The organism is Photorhabdus bodei (genome assembly GCF_003287735.1).
In the GTDB taxonomy this organism is placed as follows: Bacteria; Pseudomonadota; Gammaproteobacteria; order Enterobacterales; family Enterobacteriaceae; genus Photorhabdus; species Photorhabdus kayaii.
The window spans coordinates 15,628-31,783 of sequence record NZ_NSCM01000051.1 but is presented as its reverse complement, the minus strand read 5'-3'; the positions used below and the strand labels follow the sequence as shown (position 1 = coordinate 31,783).

15 protein-coding genes and 2 pseudogenes are annotated in these 16,156 nt (G+C 42.7%); 7 read left to right on the top strand and 10 right to left on the bottom strand.

All coding sequences use genetic code 11. From position 1 onward, the window contains the following. The first annotated feature begins 56 nt into the window (after positions 1 to 56). Positions 57 to 1,259: pseudogene (locus tag CKY02_RS19890) on the top strand (IS256 family transposase). Positions 1,260 to 1,369: 110 nt separating this feature from the next. Here the strand turns inward: CKY02_RS19890 and CKY02_RS19885 are convergent. The 6 genes and pseudogenes from CKY02_RS19885 to CKY02_RS19855 form a co-directional block, all read right to left on the bottom strand. Then, a complete protein-coding gene (locus CKY02_RS19885; protein WP_112896634.1) occupies positions 1,370 to 1,654 on the bottom strand; it encodes a hypothetical protein in 285 nt (94 codons plus the stop codon). Positions 1,655 to 1,873: 219 nt separating this feature from the next. Further along, positions 1,874 to 2,164 (bottom strand): LCI fold-containing protein, encoded by a 291-nt coding sequence (locus CKY02_RS19880; protein WP_112896633.1) that lies wholly within the window; start codon positions 2,162 to 2,164, stop codon positions 1,874 to 1,876. Positions 2,165 to 2,384: 220 nt separating this feature from the next. Further along, entirely contained in the window at positions 2,385 to 2,684 is a 300-nt protein-coding gene (locus CKY02_RS19875) for a hypothetical protein (RefSeq protein ID WP_112896632.1), read from the bottom strand. Positions 2,685 to 3,645: 961 nt separating this feature from the next. Continuing rightward, positions 3,646 to 3,939: pseudogene (locus CKY02_RS24970) on the bottom strand (type II toxin-antitoxin system RelE/ParE family toxin). Continuing rightward, positions 3,932 to 4,174, bottom strand: a complete 243-nt coding sequence (locus CKY02_RS19860; protein ID WP_112875949.1) for a type II toxin-antitoxin system ParD family antitoxin — start codon at positions 4,172 to 4,174, stop codon at positions 3,932 to 3,934. Before CKY02_RS19860 ends, CKY02_RS24970 begins: the two are co-directional and overlap by 8 nt. A 141-nt stretch (positions 4,175 to 4,315) precedes the next feature. Further along, positions 4,316 to 4,756, bottom strand: coding sequence for a cupin domain-containing protein (locus CKY02_RS19855; protein WP_112896629.1), 441 nt, complete (start codon positions 4,754 to 4,756; stop codon positions 4,316 to 4,318). A gap of 218 nt (positions 4,757 to 4,974) precedes the next feature. Here CKY02_RS19855 and CKY02_RS19850 point away from each other — a divergent pair, with 218 nt between their 5' ends. Further along, the gene (locus CKY02_RS19850) at positions 4,975 to 5,556 is read left to right on the top strand and encodes a beta-class carbonic anhydrase (RefSeq protein WP_112896628.1); all 582 of its coding nucleotides are present in this window, start codon (positions 4,975 to 4,977) and stop codon (positions 5,554 to 5,556) included. 123 nt (positions 5,557 to 5,679) lie between these two features. Here CKY02_RS19850 and CKY02_RS19845 read toward each other — a convergent pair whose 3' ends face one another. The 4 genes from CKY02_RS19845 to CKY02_RS19830 all read right to left on the bottom strand — a co-directional run bounded on the left by CKY02_RS19845 (position 5,680) and on the right by CKY02_RS19830 (position 11,039). Continuing rightward, positions 5,680 to 7,281, bottom strand: coding sequence for an APC family permease (locus CKY02_RS19845; protein WP_112896627.1), 1,602 nt, complete (start codon positions 7,279 to 7,281; stop codon positions 5,680 to 5,682). 60 nt (positions 7,282 to 7,341) lie between these two features. Continuing rightward, positions 7,342 to 8,922, bottom strand: coding sequence for an aldehyde dehydrogenase (NADP(+)) (locus tag CKY02_RS19840; protein ID WP_112896626.1), 1,581 nt, complete (start codon positions 8,920 to 8,922; stop codon positions 7,342 to 7,344). Positions 8,923 to 8,964: 42 nt separating this feature from the next. Then, a complete protein-coding gene (locus CKY02_RS19835; protein WP_112896625.1) occupies positions 8,965 to 9,885 on the bottom strand; it encodes a dihydrodipicolinate synthase family protein in 921 nt (306 codons plus the stop codon). Between the two features lie 317 nt (positions 9,886 to 10,202). Beyond that, entirely contained in the window at positions 10,203 to 11,039 is an 837-nt protein-coding gene (locus CKY02_RS19830) for an AraC family transcriptional regulator (RefSeq protein WP_112896624.1), read from the bottom strand. A 352-nt stretch (positions 11,040 to 11,391) separates the two neighbouring features. On the opposite strand from CKY02_RS19830, the gene CKY02_RS19825 reads away from it, so the two are divergent. The 5 genes from CKY02_RS19825 (at position 11,392) to CKY02_RS19805 (ending at position 16,055) form a co-directional block, all read left to right on the top strand. Next, on the top strand, positions 11,392 to 12,342 hold the full coding sequence (locus CKY02_RS19825; RefSeq protein ID WP_112896623.1) for a 4-hydroxyproline epimerase: 951 nt from the start codon (positions 11,392 to 11,394) through the stop codon (positions 12,340 to 12,342). After that, positions 12,339 to 13,466, top strand: coding sequence for an NAD(P)/FAD-dependent oxidoreductase (locus CKY02_RS19820; RefSeq protein ID WP_112896622.1), 1,128 nt, complete (start codon positions 12,339 to 12,341; stop codon positions 13,464 to 13,466). Before CKY02_RS19825 ends, CKY02_RS19820 begins: the two co-directional genes overlap by 4 nt. Continuing rightward, entirely contained in the window at positions 13,463 to 13,717 is a 255-nt protein-coding gene (locus CKY02_RS19815; protein WP_112896621.1) for a 2Fe-2S iron-sulfur cluster-binding protein, read from the top strand. The genes CKY02_RS19820 and CKY02_RS19815 overlap by 4 nt, the downstream gene beginning before the upstream one ends. Positions 13,718 to 13,719: 2 nt before the next feature. Beyond that, positions 13,720 to 15,003: an FAD-dependent oxidoreductase gene (locus CKY02_RS19810; RefSeq protein WP_112896620.1), complete on the top strand. Its 1,284-nt coding sequence runs from the start codon at positions 13,720 to 13,722 to the stop codon at positions 15,001 to 15,003. Between the two features lie 80 nt (positions 15,004 to 15,083). Next, positions 15,084 to 16,055 carry a P1 family peptidase gene (locus CKY02_RS19805; protein ID WP_112896619.1) on the top strand — a complete coding sequence of 324 codons (972 nt, stop codon included), beginning with the start codon at positions 15,084 to 15,086 and terminating at the stop codon, positions 16,053 to 16,055. Positions 16,056 to 16,156: the final 101 nt, after the last annotated feature.

The following is a 16,156-nucleotide window of genomic DNA, read 5'->3' as shown; positions in this document are numbered from 1 at the left end:
GGGAGTGTTAGAAATTCTGTGTCATTCCAGTAATATATCTCAAAAAGGAATGACAAATGACTCAATCTTTCGATTTCGACAAAGCCCTGAAAGCGCTTCAGGATGGTCAGGCACTGACCGGTAAGAATGGCATCCTAACCCCATTGATTAAGCAGCTTACTGAAGCCGCTCTGGCCGCTGAACTTGACGCCCATCTGGCTAATGACCTTGAGGCCAACCGGAGGAATGGCTCCACCAAAAAGACCCTCAAAGCCCCGACCGGCAGCTTTGAACTGGCTACACCACGGGATCGTAATGGGACTTTTGAGCCCCAACTAGTTAAGAAGCACCAGACCACGTTATCCGACGAGATAGAGCGGAAGATTATCCGCCTGTTTGCCCTCGGGATGAGCTACACCGATATCAGCCGGGAAATCGAAGACCTATACGCCTTTAGCGTTTCCAGCGCCACCATCAGCGCCGTCACGGACAAGGTGATCCCCGAGCTAAAACAGTGGCAGCAGCGCCCGCTGGAAGCCATTTATCCCTTTATCTGGTTGGACGCCATCCACTACAAAATCCGTGAGGATGGTCGTTACGTAAGCAAGGCTGTCTATACCGTATTGGCGCTCAATCTTGAGGGAAAAAAGGAAATCCTTGGGTTGTATCTGTCTGAAAACGAAGGCGCAAACTTCTGGCTATCCGTGCTGACAGACCTGCAAAGCCGTGGACTGAAAGATATCCTCATTGCCTGTGTTGATGGTCTGACGGGCTTCCCGGAAGCCATCAACAGCATATACCCGCAAACGGAGGTGCAGCTGTGCGTCATTCACCAGATCCGTAACTCCATCAAATACGTGGCTTCAAAGCACCACAAAGCCTTCATGGCTGATCTGAAACCCGTGTATCGTGCGGTCTCAAAAGACGCAGCAGAAAGCGCGCTGGACGAACTGGAGGCGAAATGGAGCCAGCAGTATCCGGTAGTCATCCAGAGCTGGCGTCGTAAGTGAGGTAACCTGTCGGGTTACTTCCGCTATCCGGCGGGGATCCGCAAGGTCATTTACACAACCAATGCCATCGAGTCAGTCCACCGTCAGTTCAGGAAACTGACAAAAACGAAAGGGGCGTTCCCGAATGAAAACAGTCTGATGAAACTGCTTTATCTGGGGCTTCTCAATGCACAGGAAAAATGGACAATGCCAATACAAAGCTGGAATCTAACGCTGTCGCAACTCTATATTTACTTTGAAGGACGTTTGGATAATGTGATAACGTTATAACCGCTCAATTAACGTGACACAGAATTCTGAACGCCCTCAAAAACCCCGTTATTTTCAACGAGGTTTGTCAGTGTTCTTAGTTAATAAAAATAATAGACTTCGATAGAATTTTATTTTGCTCTACCTTCATAGTAAGCAGCATAAGCGGTACGTCCGTTATAATTACAAGATTTAACAACCCCTTTTAAATACCATTTAATCGTTTTACCACTATATTTTTGTTCAAATGTATTAGAAAATTTTTTTTGAGTATTAACAACATGTCTAGTATACATCGAGCCCTTTTTGTTTATATTCTGATTCGGACACTTTTCAAGTGCCAATGCATTCCCAATTCCTCCAGTTAATGTAATACCCGCGGATAATGCCCCAACTGTTAATAATTTCTTGAACATAAAATTTCCTTAAATAGTTTCAGAATTTACATATTTAAACGTATTATTTATCAAAATCATATGTGATAATGCATGCAAAATCTAAATCATCACATCGATGATGTTACAATTTTAAAATTCAAAAACTGCTTGTATCTTTCATCCTAGGTTGGAAATATAATTTCCATTATCTTCTCAGTGTCTTAAAAAGCCTCTAATAAGAGGCTTTTCGGTATAATTTTATATATCTCTACCTTCATATAAAGCGACATATTTTCCATTACATTCAGGTCCTAATTTTTTAGAACCTTTAAAATACCATTTAATCCCACCATCTATATATTCATTAGCAAAATAGTTACTAGGCTGAACATTATACCTAGTATAGAAATTGCCATACCTATCACTGGACGTGTATGGCCCCGAACTCGTACAAGAATCATATTCAAATGGTACGCCTGCCGATGCAGTCCCAATGCCTCCGATTAATGCTGTTGCTAATGCCCCAACTGTTAATAATTTCTTGAACATAAAACTCTCCTTAAATAGTTTCAGAATTTACATATTCAAACATATTACTTATCAAAATCATATGTGACAATGCATGCAAAATCTAAGTCATCACATCGATGATGTTACAATTTTAAAATTCAAAAACTGCTTATATTTTTCATCTTAGATTAGAAACCTAACTGCCATTATATTGTCAGTGTTCTAAAAAGCCTCTAATAAGAGGCTTTTCGGTATAATTTTAAATTTCTCTACCTTCATAGTAAGCAGCGTGAACTTTCCTGTTACCCTCATAACACTCTCCATAATACCCTTTAAAATACCATTTAATCGTTTTATTAACATTAGACTCATACCGAGTAAATACATTAGCAAAATTGTTAGTGGGATTACGCAAAGTTATTTTATACTTCAAACCAGAACTATCTGCGCCTGCTATTTCTACGACTTGGGGCGGACAATCACCAATTGCCGATGCAGTCCCAATTCCTCCGATTAATGCTGTTGCTAATGCCCCAACTGTTAATAATTTCTTGAACATAAAACTCTCCTTAAATAGTTTCAGAATTTACATATTTAAACGTATTATTTACCAAAATCATATGTGATAATGCATGCAAAATCTAAATCACCACATCGATGATGTTACAATTTTAAAATTCAAAAACTGCTTGTATCTTTCATCCTAGGTGGAATTAGGCTGGAAACCCAAATTCCATTTACCATAATAGTAGCAGAAATCAAAAATGGCAAATCTAATATATAATGATAATTTATTTTCCTATAGTTTTTCATGAAACTATCTTTAATGCCAGTATATTTAACTTCTCTGGAATTTATGATTTATCTCACATGTTTAATCTGGAAAGGTAACAATCTGGTGGTGTTTTAAATAAGGGCAAGTCGGCGCTGACAATTGAGATCGTTTATATTTCACCCACTCACGCCGGATGGATTTTCTGGTAATAATGTCAACTACCCTGACTCTGGATGATATTAATGTGATTAACATCAAACATTTTCACTCATTATTTTTTGAGAATAATCATGGTAAAAAATTCTTTTTATAATTATTGCCTTCAAATGCTATATCTATTAATTATAATATTCCTGAATAAGTACTTTTATCGTAATTATATGACTACCAAATAAAAACATTAAGGTTAATCGTCAAACATAACCAAACATGAGCCTCAAAAAAATACCAGTGTGTTCATCCAGAAAAGTAGGAGAGGAGGGTAACAACATATTAGGTAGGAGGAAGGCTATCCACCGTAACACTGGAAAAGGGAGGGATGTCAAAAATCACCTAGTCTATGTGAAGTTGTTTATCATCTGAGGTTATTTAACATAATATACATTATGCGCACCATGATAGCCAAATAAGAAATAAGTGATGAAGGCGCTTAACAACTCTAGATAAGATGAAAACGCCTGCCGTCGCCGTAATGCAGCAAACTAATATTGAAGACTTTTAAATTAGAGTAACAATCACCATGGACTTATTCTGGAAAATCGAATATATCAACGTCCATCGACTGGTGAATGACGCGTGAAATGAAGATATCGTCATCCTGCAACATGTAATAGATGGAATGCTTCTTGAACTCAAAGCGGCGCATTCCTGCGCATATCCAATCACATTCCCTGCCAATCTAGGGAGATGTGGCTAGTAGCTCGAAAGTTCTTTTCAGTTCATCGTGATAACGCCTCGCCTGATTTTGACCAAACTGCTGTATCGTATAACGGGCAATATGAAATATGTCTTCATCAGCCAACTCGGAGAACTTATACATTTAAGTCCTTCGCTGCCATTACAAAAATATCATCCATGCTGTTTTTGCTGACAGAGGAATTCAGACCAGCCAGCACCATTTCACGAACATTCTGAATACGCTGCTCACGAGCCTCCATCAGGCGCAAAGCATCGCGGACAACTTCGGATGTGTTGCCATAACGACCAGATTGGATCATATCACCAACGAACCCGTTGAAGTGCTCACCAAGGGTAACACTAGTTACTCGTGCCATAAAATTCGTCTCTTCATGTATTACTGAGTAATACAATTATAGCAAGGCATAATAATGATCGCCAACGGACTATGTTTGTACACCGCCCGCTAGCTATGCGTGAATATATCGAAAAAAATGGAAAACCTACCTGAGTGATTTTTACTCAACAGGTTTAGAAAGAGGGATCCCTTTTTGTCCCGCGTAGAAGACCACGAGAGTAGCACCCTCTTTACCTGTGTAACCGCGATGAATGCTGTCAACCATCTCCGGTACCACCTCTCCCGCCTTTATAAGGCGTTTTTCGCCACTGGATTTTTTCTCTGCCGTTAACACCCCGTCCAACACGTAAGCTACATTAGGTATCGGGTGCTCATGCCAGGCAAGGCTGGTATTTGGAGCAATAGTAATTTTGAGAACTGAAAGCTGAGGAGTGCCTTTAGGGTATCCCTGATAAGGCACGCCATCCCAAGATTTTTCAGTCTCAAGCAATTTTTCAACTTTAATACCAGCAGTATTGCTGCTATGTGCTTGAGTGAAAAACGGAGCAATGAGGAAAGCAAAAGATGTAAAAGCTGATAAAGTTCGAATAGATAGCCGCATATGGGATCCTTGTGCATAGTGCATACAGACGATTTACTTGACCAGTACAAAGGATACGAGTATATATGCTTTCATAAATTTTTTTTATGTATTTGTGTTTTCAGCCTCATATTCATTTATCTAGATGGATACCCTAGCTTTATTAAGAAGTTGATTTTTCTATATATCTTTGTTTTATATCATAATTTATTAAATCAGAAAATATGAAGGGAGGAAGAATGAGCCGTGTTATCAAAGAAATAAGTGACGCTAATATTGCATATGCAGCAACTTTTGGTGATAAAAAAAACCTTGGTTTACCTGCTGTCAGACGATTTGCCATATTGACGTGTATGGATGCTAGGTTAGATCCAGCAAAATTTGCAGGTTTATCTGAAGGTGACGCTCATATTATTCGTAATGCAGGCGGAAGGGCCAGCGATGATGCTATTCGCTCACTTATCATTTCCTATAAACTTTTTGGAACAAAAGAGTGGTTTGTAATTCACCATACTAATTGTGGGATGGAACTTTTTACAGACAATATCATGGGCGATCTACTAGAAAGCAGCCTGGAAAGCGCGATAATGACGGAAGAGGGATTTAAAGATGTCGGCAACGGTACAGGATCATCTGAGGGAAAATATATCAAATGGCTTACCATTAACAATCAAGTTGATAGCGTAGTTGAAGATATTCATCGTATTCGTACCCACCCTCTTGTCCCCGCAAATATCTCTATATATGGGTACATATATGATGTGAGGTCAGGAAAATTAATTGAGGTCCCTGAAGCAACAAGCATTGCAGAAAGTGATTGATTTTTCAGAATATGAGGATGTTCTGGCTAGAATGAATCTATGCTCATCTCCGTTTTTGTAACTTAAATCTATCGGCATCAATGTGGACAAGGATGTCCATGCCTCAATGAGTTTCCATCAGCACTAATCCTCATCTTCCGTTGGTAAAATAGCATTGGGTAAAGCACTAAAAGTTCCCCAATAGAAGGCGATTAGAGAGATCACTGCTACCGCAACAATATCCCAAGGTGCGGGAATAATGCCTTTACCGCCAAACGTTCCTAAATAGGATAGAATGATCATGGCACTGTAAAAACTAATCAACCACAGGGCCGAGGTTATTTGTTGGCGCAAACTCACTTTGCCTATAGGAACTTTATTTTTGAATAACAAGTAGATAAAGAACAAGACAATTTGTAATCCGAGCAACCAGGAAACGGTTTTCCAACCAGACCAGTAAACAATGAAAGCGGAAATAATAAAAGAAAGCGGGCCAACGAGCGCAAACCATTTAACATAAAAAGGACGTTTTATCTCCCTGGCATTACGGCGTAAGGCAGAAGCGGTTACTGGCGCTAATGCGTAGCTCAAAATTAACGCCGCAGAAACAACACTGATGAGTTTTTCCCATGAAGGAAAAGGCAATGTCCAGAAAACAGAAAGAATAAACGTCAACCAAAGTGCAGGACGTGGTATCCCCGATTTTTCATCAACATGGGTAAACACATTAAATAACGTCCCACTTTTTGCCCAACCATAAACTACACGGGGAGTGGCATTCATATAAATATTCCCGGTACCGCTTGGAGAGATCACCGCATCACATACCACCAAAAAAGCGAGCCACCCCACACCGAGGATTAAGGCTATATCACGAAACGGCAATGAAAAATATCGCCCAATGTTATTCCAGCCACCGAAAAGTAAATCAGAGGGTATCCCGCCAAGGAAAGCTAACTGTAATAAAACATAAATAACCGTAGACAGTGAAATAGAGAGAATAAGAGCAATAGGAATTGTCTTTTGGGGTTTTTCCACTTCACCAGCGACAGAAATAATGGGCGTTAGACCAAGATAAGCAAAGATAATGCCCCCTGTTGAAACCGCGGCTTCAACACCCGATACCCCAAAAGGAGAAAATCCGTGAACTTGCAGATTACTCGGATTGAAATAATTAAACAGGACAATAATGACGAGCAGCGGAACGATAAACTTGAAAATACTAATAATATTGTTGGATTTCGCAAAGGTTTTCACGCTGTTGTAATTAAGATAAAAGAAAAATGCTAATAAAATAAATTGAACCAGCCAGCCTGTCAGTGTCGGATCACCAGAACCCGGTTGACTCAGAAATGGAAACCACGCCGCCGCATACTGTCGAGCGGCGACGACTTCGATGGCTATTAAGCTGGAAAACGCAATCAAGGTGATGGAACCCATTAAATACCCCATGAGTTCACCGTGAGAAAACACCGGATAACGGATAATGCCACCTGATTTAGGCAGTGCCGCCCCCAGTTCGCAATAAACAATACCAAGTAAGAGCACGGCGATACCGCCAATTACCCAAGAAAAAATCCCTGCAGGTCCCGCAATAACAGACACATGACTGGCCGCAAATAACCAGCCAGAGCCAAAAATAGCCCCTAATCCAATGAAGGTTAAATCCGTGAGTGTTAACTGTTTCTTAAATTTACCCTGCCCTGAACCGGATTTTGGCCGTGAAGAGGCTTCGTATAGCGCCATAATTATTCGCCCTTTTCTGTTTCTTATTTGATATACGTCAACGTGGAGTAACTGCGCGTTTTACAATACTTTCCTACTCATCACCCCATTGATTAATCGAGAAATATTTAACGGATTATGGTCTTGCAGTGCGGGTGGAAGTAAGGATTTGGGATAGTTTTGGAAACAGACCGGGCGCAGAAAACGCCAGATTGCCAGTGTGCCAACTGAAGTCCCTCTTGCATCTGAAGTCGCCGGGTAAGGCCCGCCATGAACCACGGCATCACAGACTTCAACGCCTGTTGGGTAACCATTGACAACCACCCTGCCCGCAATGTTTTGTAATCGTTGACTGAGCTCGTGTGCATTCGCTAATTCATCGTGCTCACCAATCAAGGTAGCGGTAAGCTGCCCCTGCAAACAGTCAATTGCGTGTAAAAGCTGATATTGGCTTTCGACTTCAACCACAATAGCAACAGGACCAAAAACCTCCTCTTGTAACAGGGCATTTTTATTCAACAACAAAGCAATATCTGCGTGATACAACATCGCACTTGCCTGATTTTCATGATGTTCGCCAATGGCTAACTGGGTCATTAAAGGTTCATCATCCAATTGATGAATACCTTTTTGGTAGTTGAGTAATGTGCCTTGGTTTAGCATGGACTGTGCCGGGCGAAACGTGATCTCCTGCGTCAAGTGAGTAATAAATTGATCAAATTCTGGTGAACGAATACCCAAGATTATTCCTGGCTTGGTACAAAACTGCCCGCTACCTAATGTGAATGAATTCGCCAATTCTTGGGCGATCTGTTTTCCTCGCTGTGCTAAGGCGCTTGGCAGCACAATGACCGGGTTGATACTCGACATTTCAGCAAAAACCGGAATAGGTTGTGGTCGCTGCATCGCCATATCGAACAGTGCACGCCCACCAGCGAGCGAGCCGGTAAAACCAACGGCTTGAATAATGGGGTGTTTGACGAGATCTGCCCCCACGCTATTGCCATAAATCATATTGAATACACCTGCGGGCATTTGTGTGGCGATAATAGCTCGTTCTATCGCTTCTGCTATGACTTCAGCGGTTGCCATATGGCCACTATGTGCTTTAAAAACAACGGTACAGCCCGCAGCTAATGCTGACGCCGTGTCACCACCAGCAGTTGAAAAAGCCAAAGGGAAATTACTGGCGCCAAAAACCGCAATAGGACCTAGAGGAATATGGCACTGGCGAATATCAACTCTGGGAAGCGGTTTTCTCTCAGGTTGCGCAGTATCAATACGGGCAGCATGAATATCACCACGGCGTAACAGCGTGGCAAACAGCCTCATTTGCCCGCTCGTTCTCGACCGTTCACCTTGCAGTCGAGCTGGGGGCAGAGCCGTTTCTTCTGATACAAGGGTAATGAAGTCATCACTGAGAGCATCAATTTCATCGGCAATTTTATCTAAAAAAACAGCACGTTCTTCTAACGATGTTTGGCTATAACGGGTAAATGCATTGGCGGCTGCTTGGGCGGCGAGATCGACCTCATGTCGTGTAGCCTGATAAAACGCATAACCTATTGGTGAGTTATCCACCGCTCGCCGGCTGTGCAAACAGCGTTCTCCCTCTGCTTGCCTGCGACCCCCAATAAACTGCATACCTGAATGTACCAACATAACGATTCCTCCCAGGGTATCAGAAACAAGTTACAGCCCAATTCAGAGACCTACATCAGGCAATGAAGGACGATTAGCGAGAGCTTTTTCTACAATGGCGCGTACTTCAACCAATGTTTCCCCTTCGAGTGGTAAACGCGGTGGGCGGGTAATGGCACTACCACGGCCAACCATTTCTTCACACAGTTTGATGCATTGCACCAAATCAGGGCGGAAATCCAAATGCAACAGAGGCATAAACCAGCGATATAATTCCCGAGCTTCTTCATAACGTTTCTGTTTAGCCAGACGGAATAAAGTCTCTCCTTCCCGTGGAAAGGCATTCGACATACCTGAAATCCAACCTTCCGCGCCCACTGCGACTGACTCTAAAACGACGTCATCCAAACCGGCAAAAAGAATAAAGCGATCGCCTGCTTCGTTGGGAATATCACTAAAAGGCCGGGTATTGCCTGATGAATCTTTAAATGCAACGATATTTTCGCAATCGGCCAGAGAGGTCAGAATTTTCGGCGTAATATCATTTTTATACAGCAGAGGGTTGTTATATAGCATGACGGGTAAATCGGTAGAGGCCGAAATTGTACGGAAATACTCCCTGTTTTCTTTCGGTGTTGGAGTATAAACCAGAGGTGGCATGATCATCACCCCATCAGCCCCTGCCTGTCGGCATTCAGAAACCATTTTGCACGCATTATCGGTTGTCAATTCTGCGATACCCGAAAGAACGGGAACTTGCCCACCAGCAACATCTACTGCGAGTTCAACGATAGCACGCTTCTCCTTCATAGACAGAGATGTGTTTTCCCCCACAGAGCCATTGACGACTAAACCGGAAACCCCATCTTTAATCAAGTTCGTCATTACCTTCTGTGTGGCGGCCAAATTAATGGAAAAATCGGGGTTAAATTGTGTCGTCACTGCCGGGAAAACCCCCTGCCAGCTAACCTTTCTCTTACTCATAGCCCTATCCTTTAATCGTCATTGATTTACTTGATATTTAAAATGCAAATTGTTTTTATTTTGTTAATAAAATGTGATTTGTTGGTTTTAGTGGAATGATGGCGATTTCACTACTGAGAAGCTTGTCACTTTTCACAGTAAACAATGACGAAATCAGCATAATAGGAATGGCAAACTTAAAGCTGAGAGGCTTTGATGGAGTCGATAGTTCCTAATGACAGGTAAAAAGACCAGCTTCTCAAATATATGATTAATTAACCCGATGTCGTACAAAAAATTGGATCACGAAAGAACGAAAGTATTAGTAAAACAGTAAATTACTCCAGCCCTATTGACTGACGAAAATCACTGGGAGTGAGTCCAGTTGACGCCTTAAATTGCCGAGTAAACGCACTGTGATCCGTATAACCACATTGCAAGGCAACATCTGTAATAGGTAATTTCGTAGCCAGCAATTCCGAAGCTTTTTCAATTCTGATTTTGTGGATCATCTGCCGAGGTGTCAGGTGAAAGATGCGTTTACAGTAACGTTCCAATTGAGCAACCGAGAGACGTGTTAAATGAGTTAGCTCTTCGAGGCGAATTGTTCGATCAAAATTTTCACGAATATAATCATCAACGATAGCCAACTTTTGGTACACAGGGTGATTTTCCTTAACTTCCATCAAATCATGAGAAATTCCTGCCATACCAATAACTTGATTATGTTGATTATACAATGGCAATTTATATGTCATGCACCAACCTGCCTTGCGTCCATGATAAAAATGGAGCTCCAGTTGGTTTTGGATAATTACCCCTTGATGCAACACACGTAAATCCTGTTCGGTGTAACAACTGCCCATCTGAGCAGGAAAGATTTCGGAAGAGGTTTTACCGAGTAGCGAAGAGATCGACTTAAATCCGCAGCGTGTGGCTAGCGTAAGGTTCGCAATTAGATAACGTGCTTTGATATCTTTGATAAAGAAAACCACGCTGGGAATCGCATTTAGCAATGGTGTAATTAAGGCAACCGCATTGAGAATATCTTGCAGGTTACTGGGTTTGTGATTAACTAATCCACTACAAAGCGCCGATAAAAACTCAACATTGCAAACATCATAACCATTTGTGCCAATGCCGTTTTTTTCATTGTTCTGGTATATATTCATCATCGATATCTCCAATCTATTACCATTAAAATGGGATTTTTGACTCGTGTTTGGCTATATTAAAAAGAGCTATTTTGTGTTCATGTGATAATTGTCACAGAAAGTTATTCCGCCTTCCTTTATTTACCTATTTGATTTTATAGATCAATTTACAAATTTTTCTGGTAAAAACAGAAATAATCCTTATCAGGTTTATTTATAATTTTTCATTTCATTATCTTATTGGAATGTCTCACTGATAATTCAGTGATTTTTTCATTGTGCTGATTTCAGCATATTGCAGTATGAAATTCATCAAGCGACAAACGAAATACTACGCCACCATTTATTAAAAATACGTTAATTGGGTGGCTTTATGGCAGATAAGCATGATTATCAGATGGTTCGCGTCATTGATTCACATACAGGTGGAGAACCCACCCGTACAGTAATCGAGGGATTTCCATCTCTTGGCAAAGGAACCGTTGCCAAACAGCGTCAACGCTTTGAAGCCGAATTTGATCACTGGCGTAAGGCTCTCATTCTTGAACCAAAAGGGAATGATATGTTGGTCGGTGCACTTTTATGTCCGTCTACTGTACCTGACGCCGATATGGGGGTGATCTTCTTTAATAACGCGGGATATTTAGGCATGTGCGGCCACGGCACTATGGGCCTTATTGCTTCGCTCTATCATCTGGGTTGGTTGAACCCTAGCAAGTATAAAATTGAGACCCCTGTTGGGATTGTAGAGGCAGTGCTCCATAAGGATGAAACAGTGTCTGTTTATAATGTTCCCTCTTATCGTTATCAGCAAAATGTCACCGTGAACGTGCCTGGTGTGGGTGATGTTAATGGAGATATTGCCTGGGGAGGAAATTGGTTTTTCCTGATCGGTCAACATAACCTGTGTCTAACCCCTAACCATATCGATGAACTTACGCAATACAGTTGGGCAGTTAGGCAGGCACTGGAACAAGCGGGGATAACCGGTGAAAACGGTGAGTGTATCGACCATATTGAATTGTTCGCTCCTGATAACGATACAGATAGTCGTAATTTTGTGTTATGTCCGGGGAAAGCCTATGACCGTTCACCGTGTGGCACTGGAACAAGTGCTAAATTAGCCTGCCTGGCGGCGGATGGAAAATTGCAGCCGGGTGAAATTTGGCGCCAATCCAGCATTATTGGAAGTGTTTTTGAAGCCCAATATCAGTGGGTTGGTCAAAAAATTGCCCCAGTGATCCGGGGAACAGCGCATGTTTACGGTGATAACAAGTTAATCATTGCCAAGAACGATCCTTTTGTCTGGGGAATCAATGTATGACCTCCTCCCAAATATCGGATGTCATTATCGTTGGTGCTGGCATCATTGGAGCAGCATGTGCTTATCAGTTGGTACAAGATGGTTTGAGAGTTGCTGTAATTGATGATGGTGGTAAAGGGGCAACACAGGCAGGGATGGGGCATCTCGTGTGTATGGACGATAATCCTGCGGAACTGGCACTGAGTAGTTACTCATTAGATATATGGCGAACATTCACCCCACATATGCCAAAAAATTGTGCATGGCGTAGATGCGGCACACTTTGGCTGGCGGATGCAGAGGACGAAATGGAACTGGCTGAGGAAAAAAGCGCACGTCTTACCTCCTATGAAATCGAAAATATTCCGATGACAGCGACACAAATTCATCAGATGGAACCGATGGTGAGGAGTGGGATTGCCGGTGGTTTGTCTGTTCCTGCGGATGGGATTGTCTATGCACCAAATGTCGTACACTGGTTTTTTGCTAGCTGTAATCAAAAGATTCAGTTTATTACAGGACAAGTGCACGCCTTAGAGCCTCAGACCGTTGTGCTGCGTGATGGAAAGAAATATTGCGCGCCGAGAATATTGCTAGCAAATGGGCTATGGAGCACACATCTGTTACCTGAATTACCGATTGTCCCTAAAAAAGGGCAACTGGCGATTACCGATCGTTATCCTACCTGTATCACACATCAACTGGTGGAATTAGGGTATAGCGCCAGTACACATACCTTGGATGGTACGTCAATCGCTTTCAATGTTCAGGCCCGCCCTACCGGTCAGCTTGTAATTGGCTCTTCACGCCAGTTCCATAACGAACAACACACTATTGATCTCTCCCTACTCCGCTCTATGCTCCAGCGCGCACTTTATTTTTTACCTCAACTTGATCAGATGAATATTTTACGTTGTTGGTCTGGCTTTCGTGCTGCGACTCCAGATGGCTTGCCGCTATTAGGGCAACATCCTGATTACGAATGGCTATGGCTGGCTGTGGGCCATGAAGGATTAGGTGTGACGACCGCACCGGGCAGTGCCAAAATCATCTCTGCATTGATGCTGAACAGAAAAACAGAGATTGATCCACTGCCTTACCAACCTGCACGTTTTACTGATATGGCCTGTCAGAGGTTGCTATGACACTCAACAAACCACCATTTATTGCTCTGTTTATTGATGGCGAACTGATCACCGTGCCTACGGGGATTACTGTAGCGGCGGCGCTAGCTTATACCGGTGATGAGCATTGCCGTATATCTGTATCACATCAACTGAGAGTACCTTTTTGTGGTATGGGGATCTGTCAGGAGTGCCGTTTGATGATCAATGGTCGCCGCTGTGTAGCGTGCCAGACAGTTTGTGAAATGGGTATGAAAGTCGAGAGGATCTGAACATGGCAACATCATCTTCTTCTACAGTATTACGCTGTAATGTGCTGGTTGTTGGCGCAGGACCGGCAGGATTGGCTACTGCGCAGGCTGCCATACAAGGGCAACAATCCGTTATCCTGATTGATGACAATCCCAAAGCAGGCGGACAAATTTGGCGTCAAGGGCCATTTCATACATTGCCACCGATGGCGAAACGTTATTTATCGGTAATATCAGAAGATGCCTTGATCTATTTACCCAGTTGTAAAGTAATTGCAGTAGACAGCCAATGTGTGATTGTTGAAACGGCAAGTCGGCACCGAATAGTTCACTACCAACGCATCATTCTTTGTACCGGAGCCAAAGAAAAATTACTTCCCTTTCCTGGATGGACATTACCGGGTGTCACGGGCGCAGGCGGATTACAGGCGTTGATAAAAAGTGGTCTCCCCATGATTGGTGAGCGTGTTGTTATTGCAGGTAGCGGTCCCCTTTTACTCGCGGTTGCCGAAACGGTAAAAAAAGCAGGAGGGAACGTGGTCGGTATCATTGAACAGGCGCCTTTACACCGCTTATTTTCATTTGGCTTGCGACTGCTCCGCTGGCCTAACAAGTTGCATCAAGCCATCATGCTCATGCCACTTAAAAATTATTACAAAAACAGTATGGTGTTAGGCGTGGAAACCTCGGTAGAAGGCAGGTTAACTGGAGTGTATATCAGTAATAAAGGGAAGAAGCAGAAATTATCCTGTACGCGTTTAGCTTGTGGTTTTGGTTTAAGACCCAATACGGAATTGGCACAATTGCTTGGTTGCTTGCTGGACGAACAAGGAAATATCCAAGTAGATGCGTGGCAACAGACTACTATACCTGGTGTATATGCAGCGGGAGAATGCACAGGTATTGGCGGCAGTGAGCTTGCACTTTGTGAAGGATTTATTGCCGGGTTTGCAGCGAGTGGTAAATACGCACTAGCTGAAAAATGGCAACAGAAACGAAGAAAATGGCGGTGTTTTGCCACAGCAATAGCACAAACGTTTAAATTAAATAGAGAGATCACACAGGCACTTCCCCCCGATACCTTGATCTGTCGTTGTGAAGACGTAAGTTTAAACGAACTTGAACCATTTCAAGATTGGAATAGCGCAAAAATGGCAACACGGTGTGGCATGGGAGCTTGTCAGGGAAAAATCTGTTCTGCCATTCTCCACGATATCAAACATTGGGCAATACCATCCCCTCGCATTCCACTATCACCTACCCGTCTTGAAACGCTGGCAGCAGGAGACACGGAAAAGTTTGTTTAGTCACCCTTTGCTATGATTCATCTCGATAAACATTAAAACTTGTAATGTATTACTTTAAAAATCAAGGTGTGGACATATTTATGTATAAGACAAATGGAACCATTTTGGATGTACCGGGTGTTAAGGTTGGGCATGCTGAAGATAAATTGGAGCAAACCGGTTGTAGCATCATTATCTTCGACGACGGAGCTGTTTGTGGCGTTGATGTCAGAGGTTCCGCACCGGGGACAAGGGAAACTGAGCTTTTAGATCCCATTAACACTGTTCAGAAAGTCAATGCAGTGGTGCTAAGTGGAGGGAGTGCTTTTGGATTAGATTCCGCCTCTGGCGTAATGCGCTATCTTGAAGAAAGAAAAAAAGGTTTTGATACCGGTGTCGCTATCGTCCCTATCGTTCCTGCCGCAATAATTTTTGATCTAAATTTTGGTGATCCTGCTGTTCGTCCTGACGCTGAAATGGGCTACCTTGCGGCACAAAATGCTTCTGTAAACCCTTTTCCATCGGGAAATATTGGTGCCGGCGCTGGGGCCACTATAGGTAAGATGGCCGGTTTTGGCAAAGCCATGAAAGGTGGTCTCGGGACCGCATCGGTTAAATTACCTGGCGGGCTGACAATTGGCGCAATGGTTGTTGTAAATGCTGTTGGTGAAATCAGAGACCCTAAAAATGGTAAAACCATTGTAGGTGCATGTGATAAAAATGGTCATCTTATCGATCTTATTCCCTACATTATAAAAAATAATAAAGATAATAATTTCATTCAAGGGGCAAATACGACTATTGGCATAATTTGTTGTAACGCCAATATGAATAAAAGCCAGATGAAAAAAGTTGCCCAGATGGCTCATGATGGTCTTGCGAGAACGATATACCCTGTTCATACCATGAGTGACGGGGATACTATTTTTGCGGCGGCAACAGGTGGTGTGGATTCATCGGTGAATACTGTTGGTATTCTTGCTGCCGAAGTCATGGCTGCTGCGGTTTTAGATGCGGTGAAATCAGCCAAATCAAAATTTGGTGTTAGAGGTTACGCCGATTTAGCGGATTAAAAAACACGGGGTTATGATTACATTGGAAGGCTCCAGTGACGCGCCAAATGCCCCGGTGCCAATGGAAGCGAGCTATACCTCAATCAGTAAATTGAAGTTAT

Coding starts and splice junctions, on each gene's coding strand:
- CKY02_RS19875 (WP_112896632.1), bottom strand. CDS start 2,684: ATGTTCAAGAAATTATTAACAGTTGGGGCATTAGCAACAGCATTAATC.
- CKY02_RS19880 (WP_112896633.1), bottom strand. CDS start 2,164: ATGTTCAAGAAATTATTAACAGTTGGGGCATTAGCAACAGCATTAATC.
- CKY02_RS19885 (WP_112896634.1), bottom strand. CDS start 1,654: ATGTTCAAGAAATTATTAACAGTTGGGGCATTATCCGCGGGTATTACA.
- CKY02_RS19810 (WP_112896620.1), top strand. CDS start 13,720: ATGGCAACATCATCTTCTTCTACAGTATTACGCTGTAATGTGCTGGTT.
- CKY02_RS19830 (WP_112896624.1), bottom strand. CDS start 11,039: ATGATGAATATATACCAGAACAATGAAAAAAACGGCATTGGCACAAAT.
- CKY02_RS19840 (WP_112896626.1), bottom strand. CDS start 8,922: ATGTTGGTACATTCAGGTATGCAGTTTATTGGGGGTCGCAGGCAAGCA.
- CKY02_RS19845 (WP_112896627.1), bottom strand. CDS start 7,281: ATGGCGCTATACGAAGCCTCTTCACGGCCAAAATCCGGTTCAGGGCAG.
- CKY02_RS19820 (WP_112896622.1), top strand. CDS start 12,339: ATGACCTCCTCCCAAATATCGGATGTCATTATCGTTGGTGCTGGCATC.
- CKY02_RS19815 (WP_112896621.1), top strand. CDS start 13,463: ATGACACTCAACAAACCACCATTTATTGCTCTGTTTATTGATGGCGAA.
- CKY02_RS19860 (WP_112875949.1), bottom strand. CDS start 4,174: ATGGCACGAGTAACTAGTGTTACCCTTGGTGAGCACTTCAACGGGTTC.
- CKY02_RS19805 (WP_112896619.1), top strand. CDS start 15,084: ATGTATAAGACAAATGGAACCATTTTGGATGTACCGGGTGTTAAGGTT.
- CKY02_RS19855 (WP_112896629.1), bottom strand. CDS start 4,756: ATGCGGCTATCTATTCGAACTTTATCAGCTTTTACATCTTTTGCTTTC.
- CKY02_RS19850 (WP_112896628.1), top strand. CDS start 4,975: ATGAGCCGTGTTATCAAAGAAATAAGTGACGCTAATATTGCATATGCA.
- CKY02_RS19835 (WP_112896625.1), bottom strand. CDS start 9,885: ATGAGTAAGAGAAAGGTTAGCTGGCAGGGGGTTTTCCCGGCAGTGACG.
- CKY02_RS19825 (WP_112896623.1), top strand. CDS start 11,392: ATGGCAGATAAGCATGATTATCAGATGGTTCGCGTCATTGATTCACAT.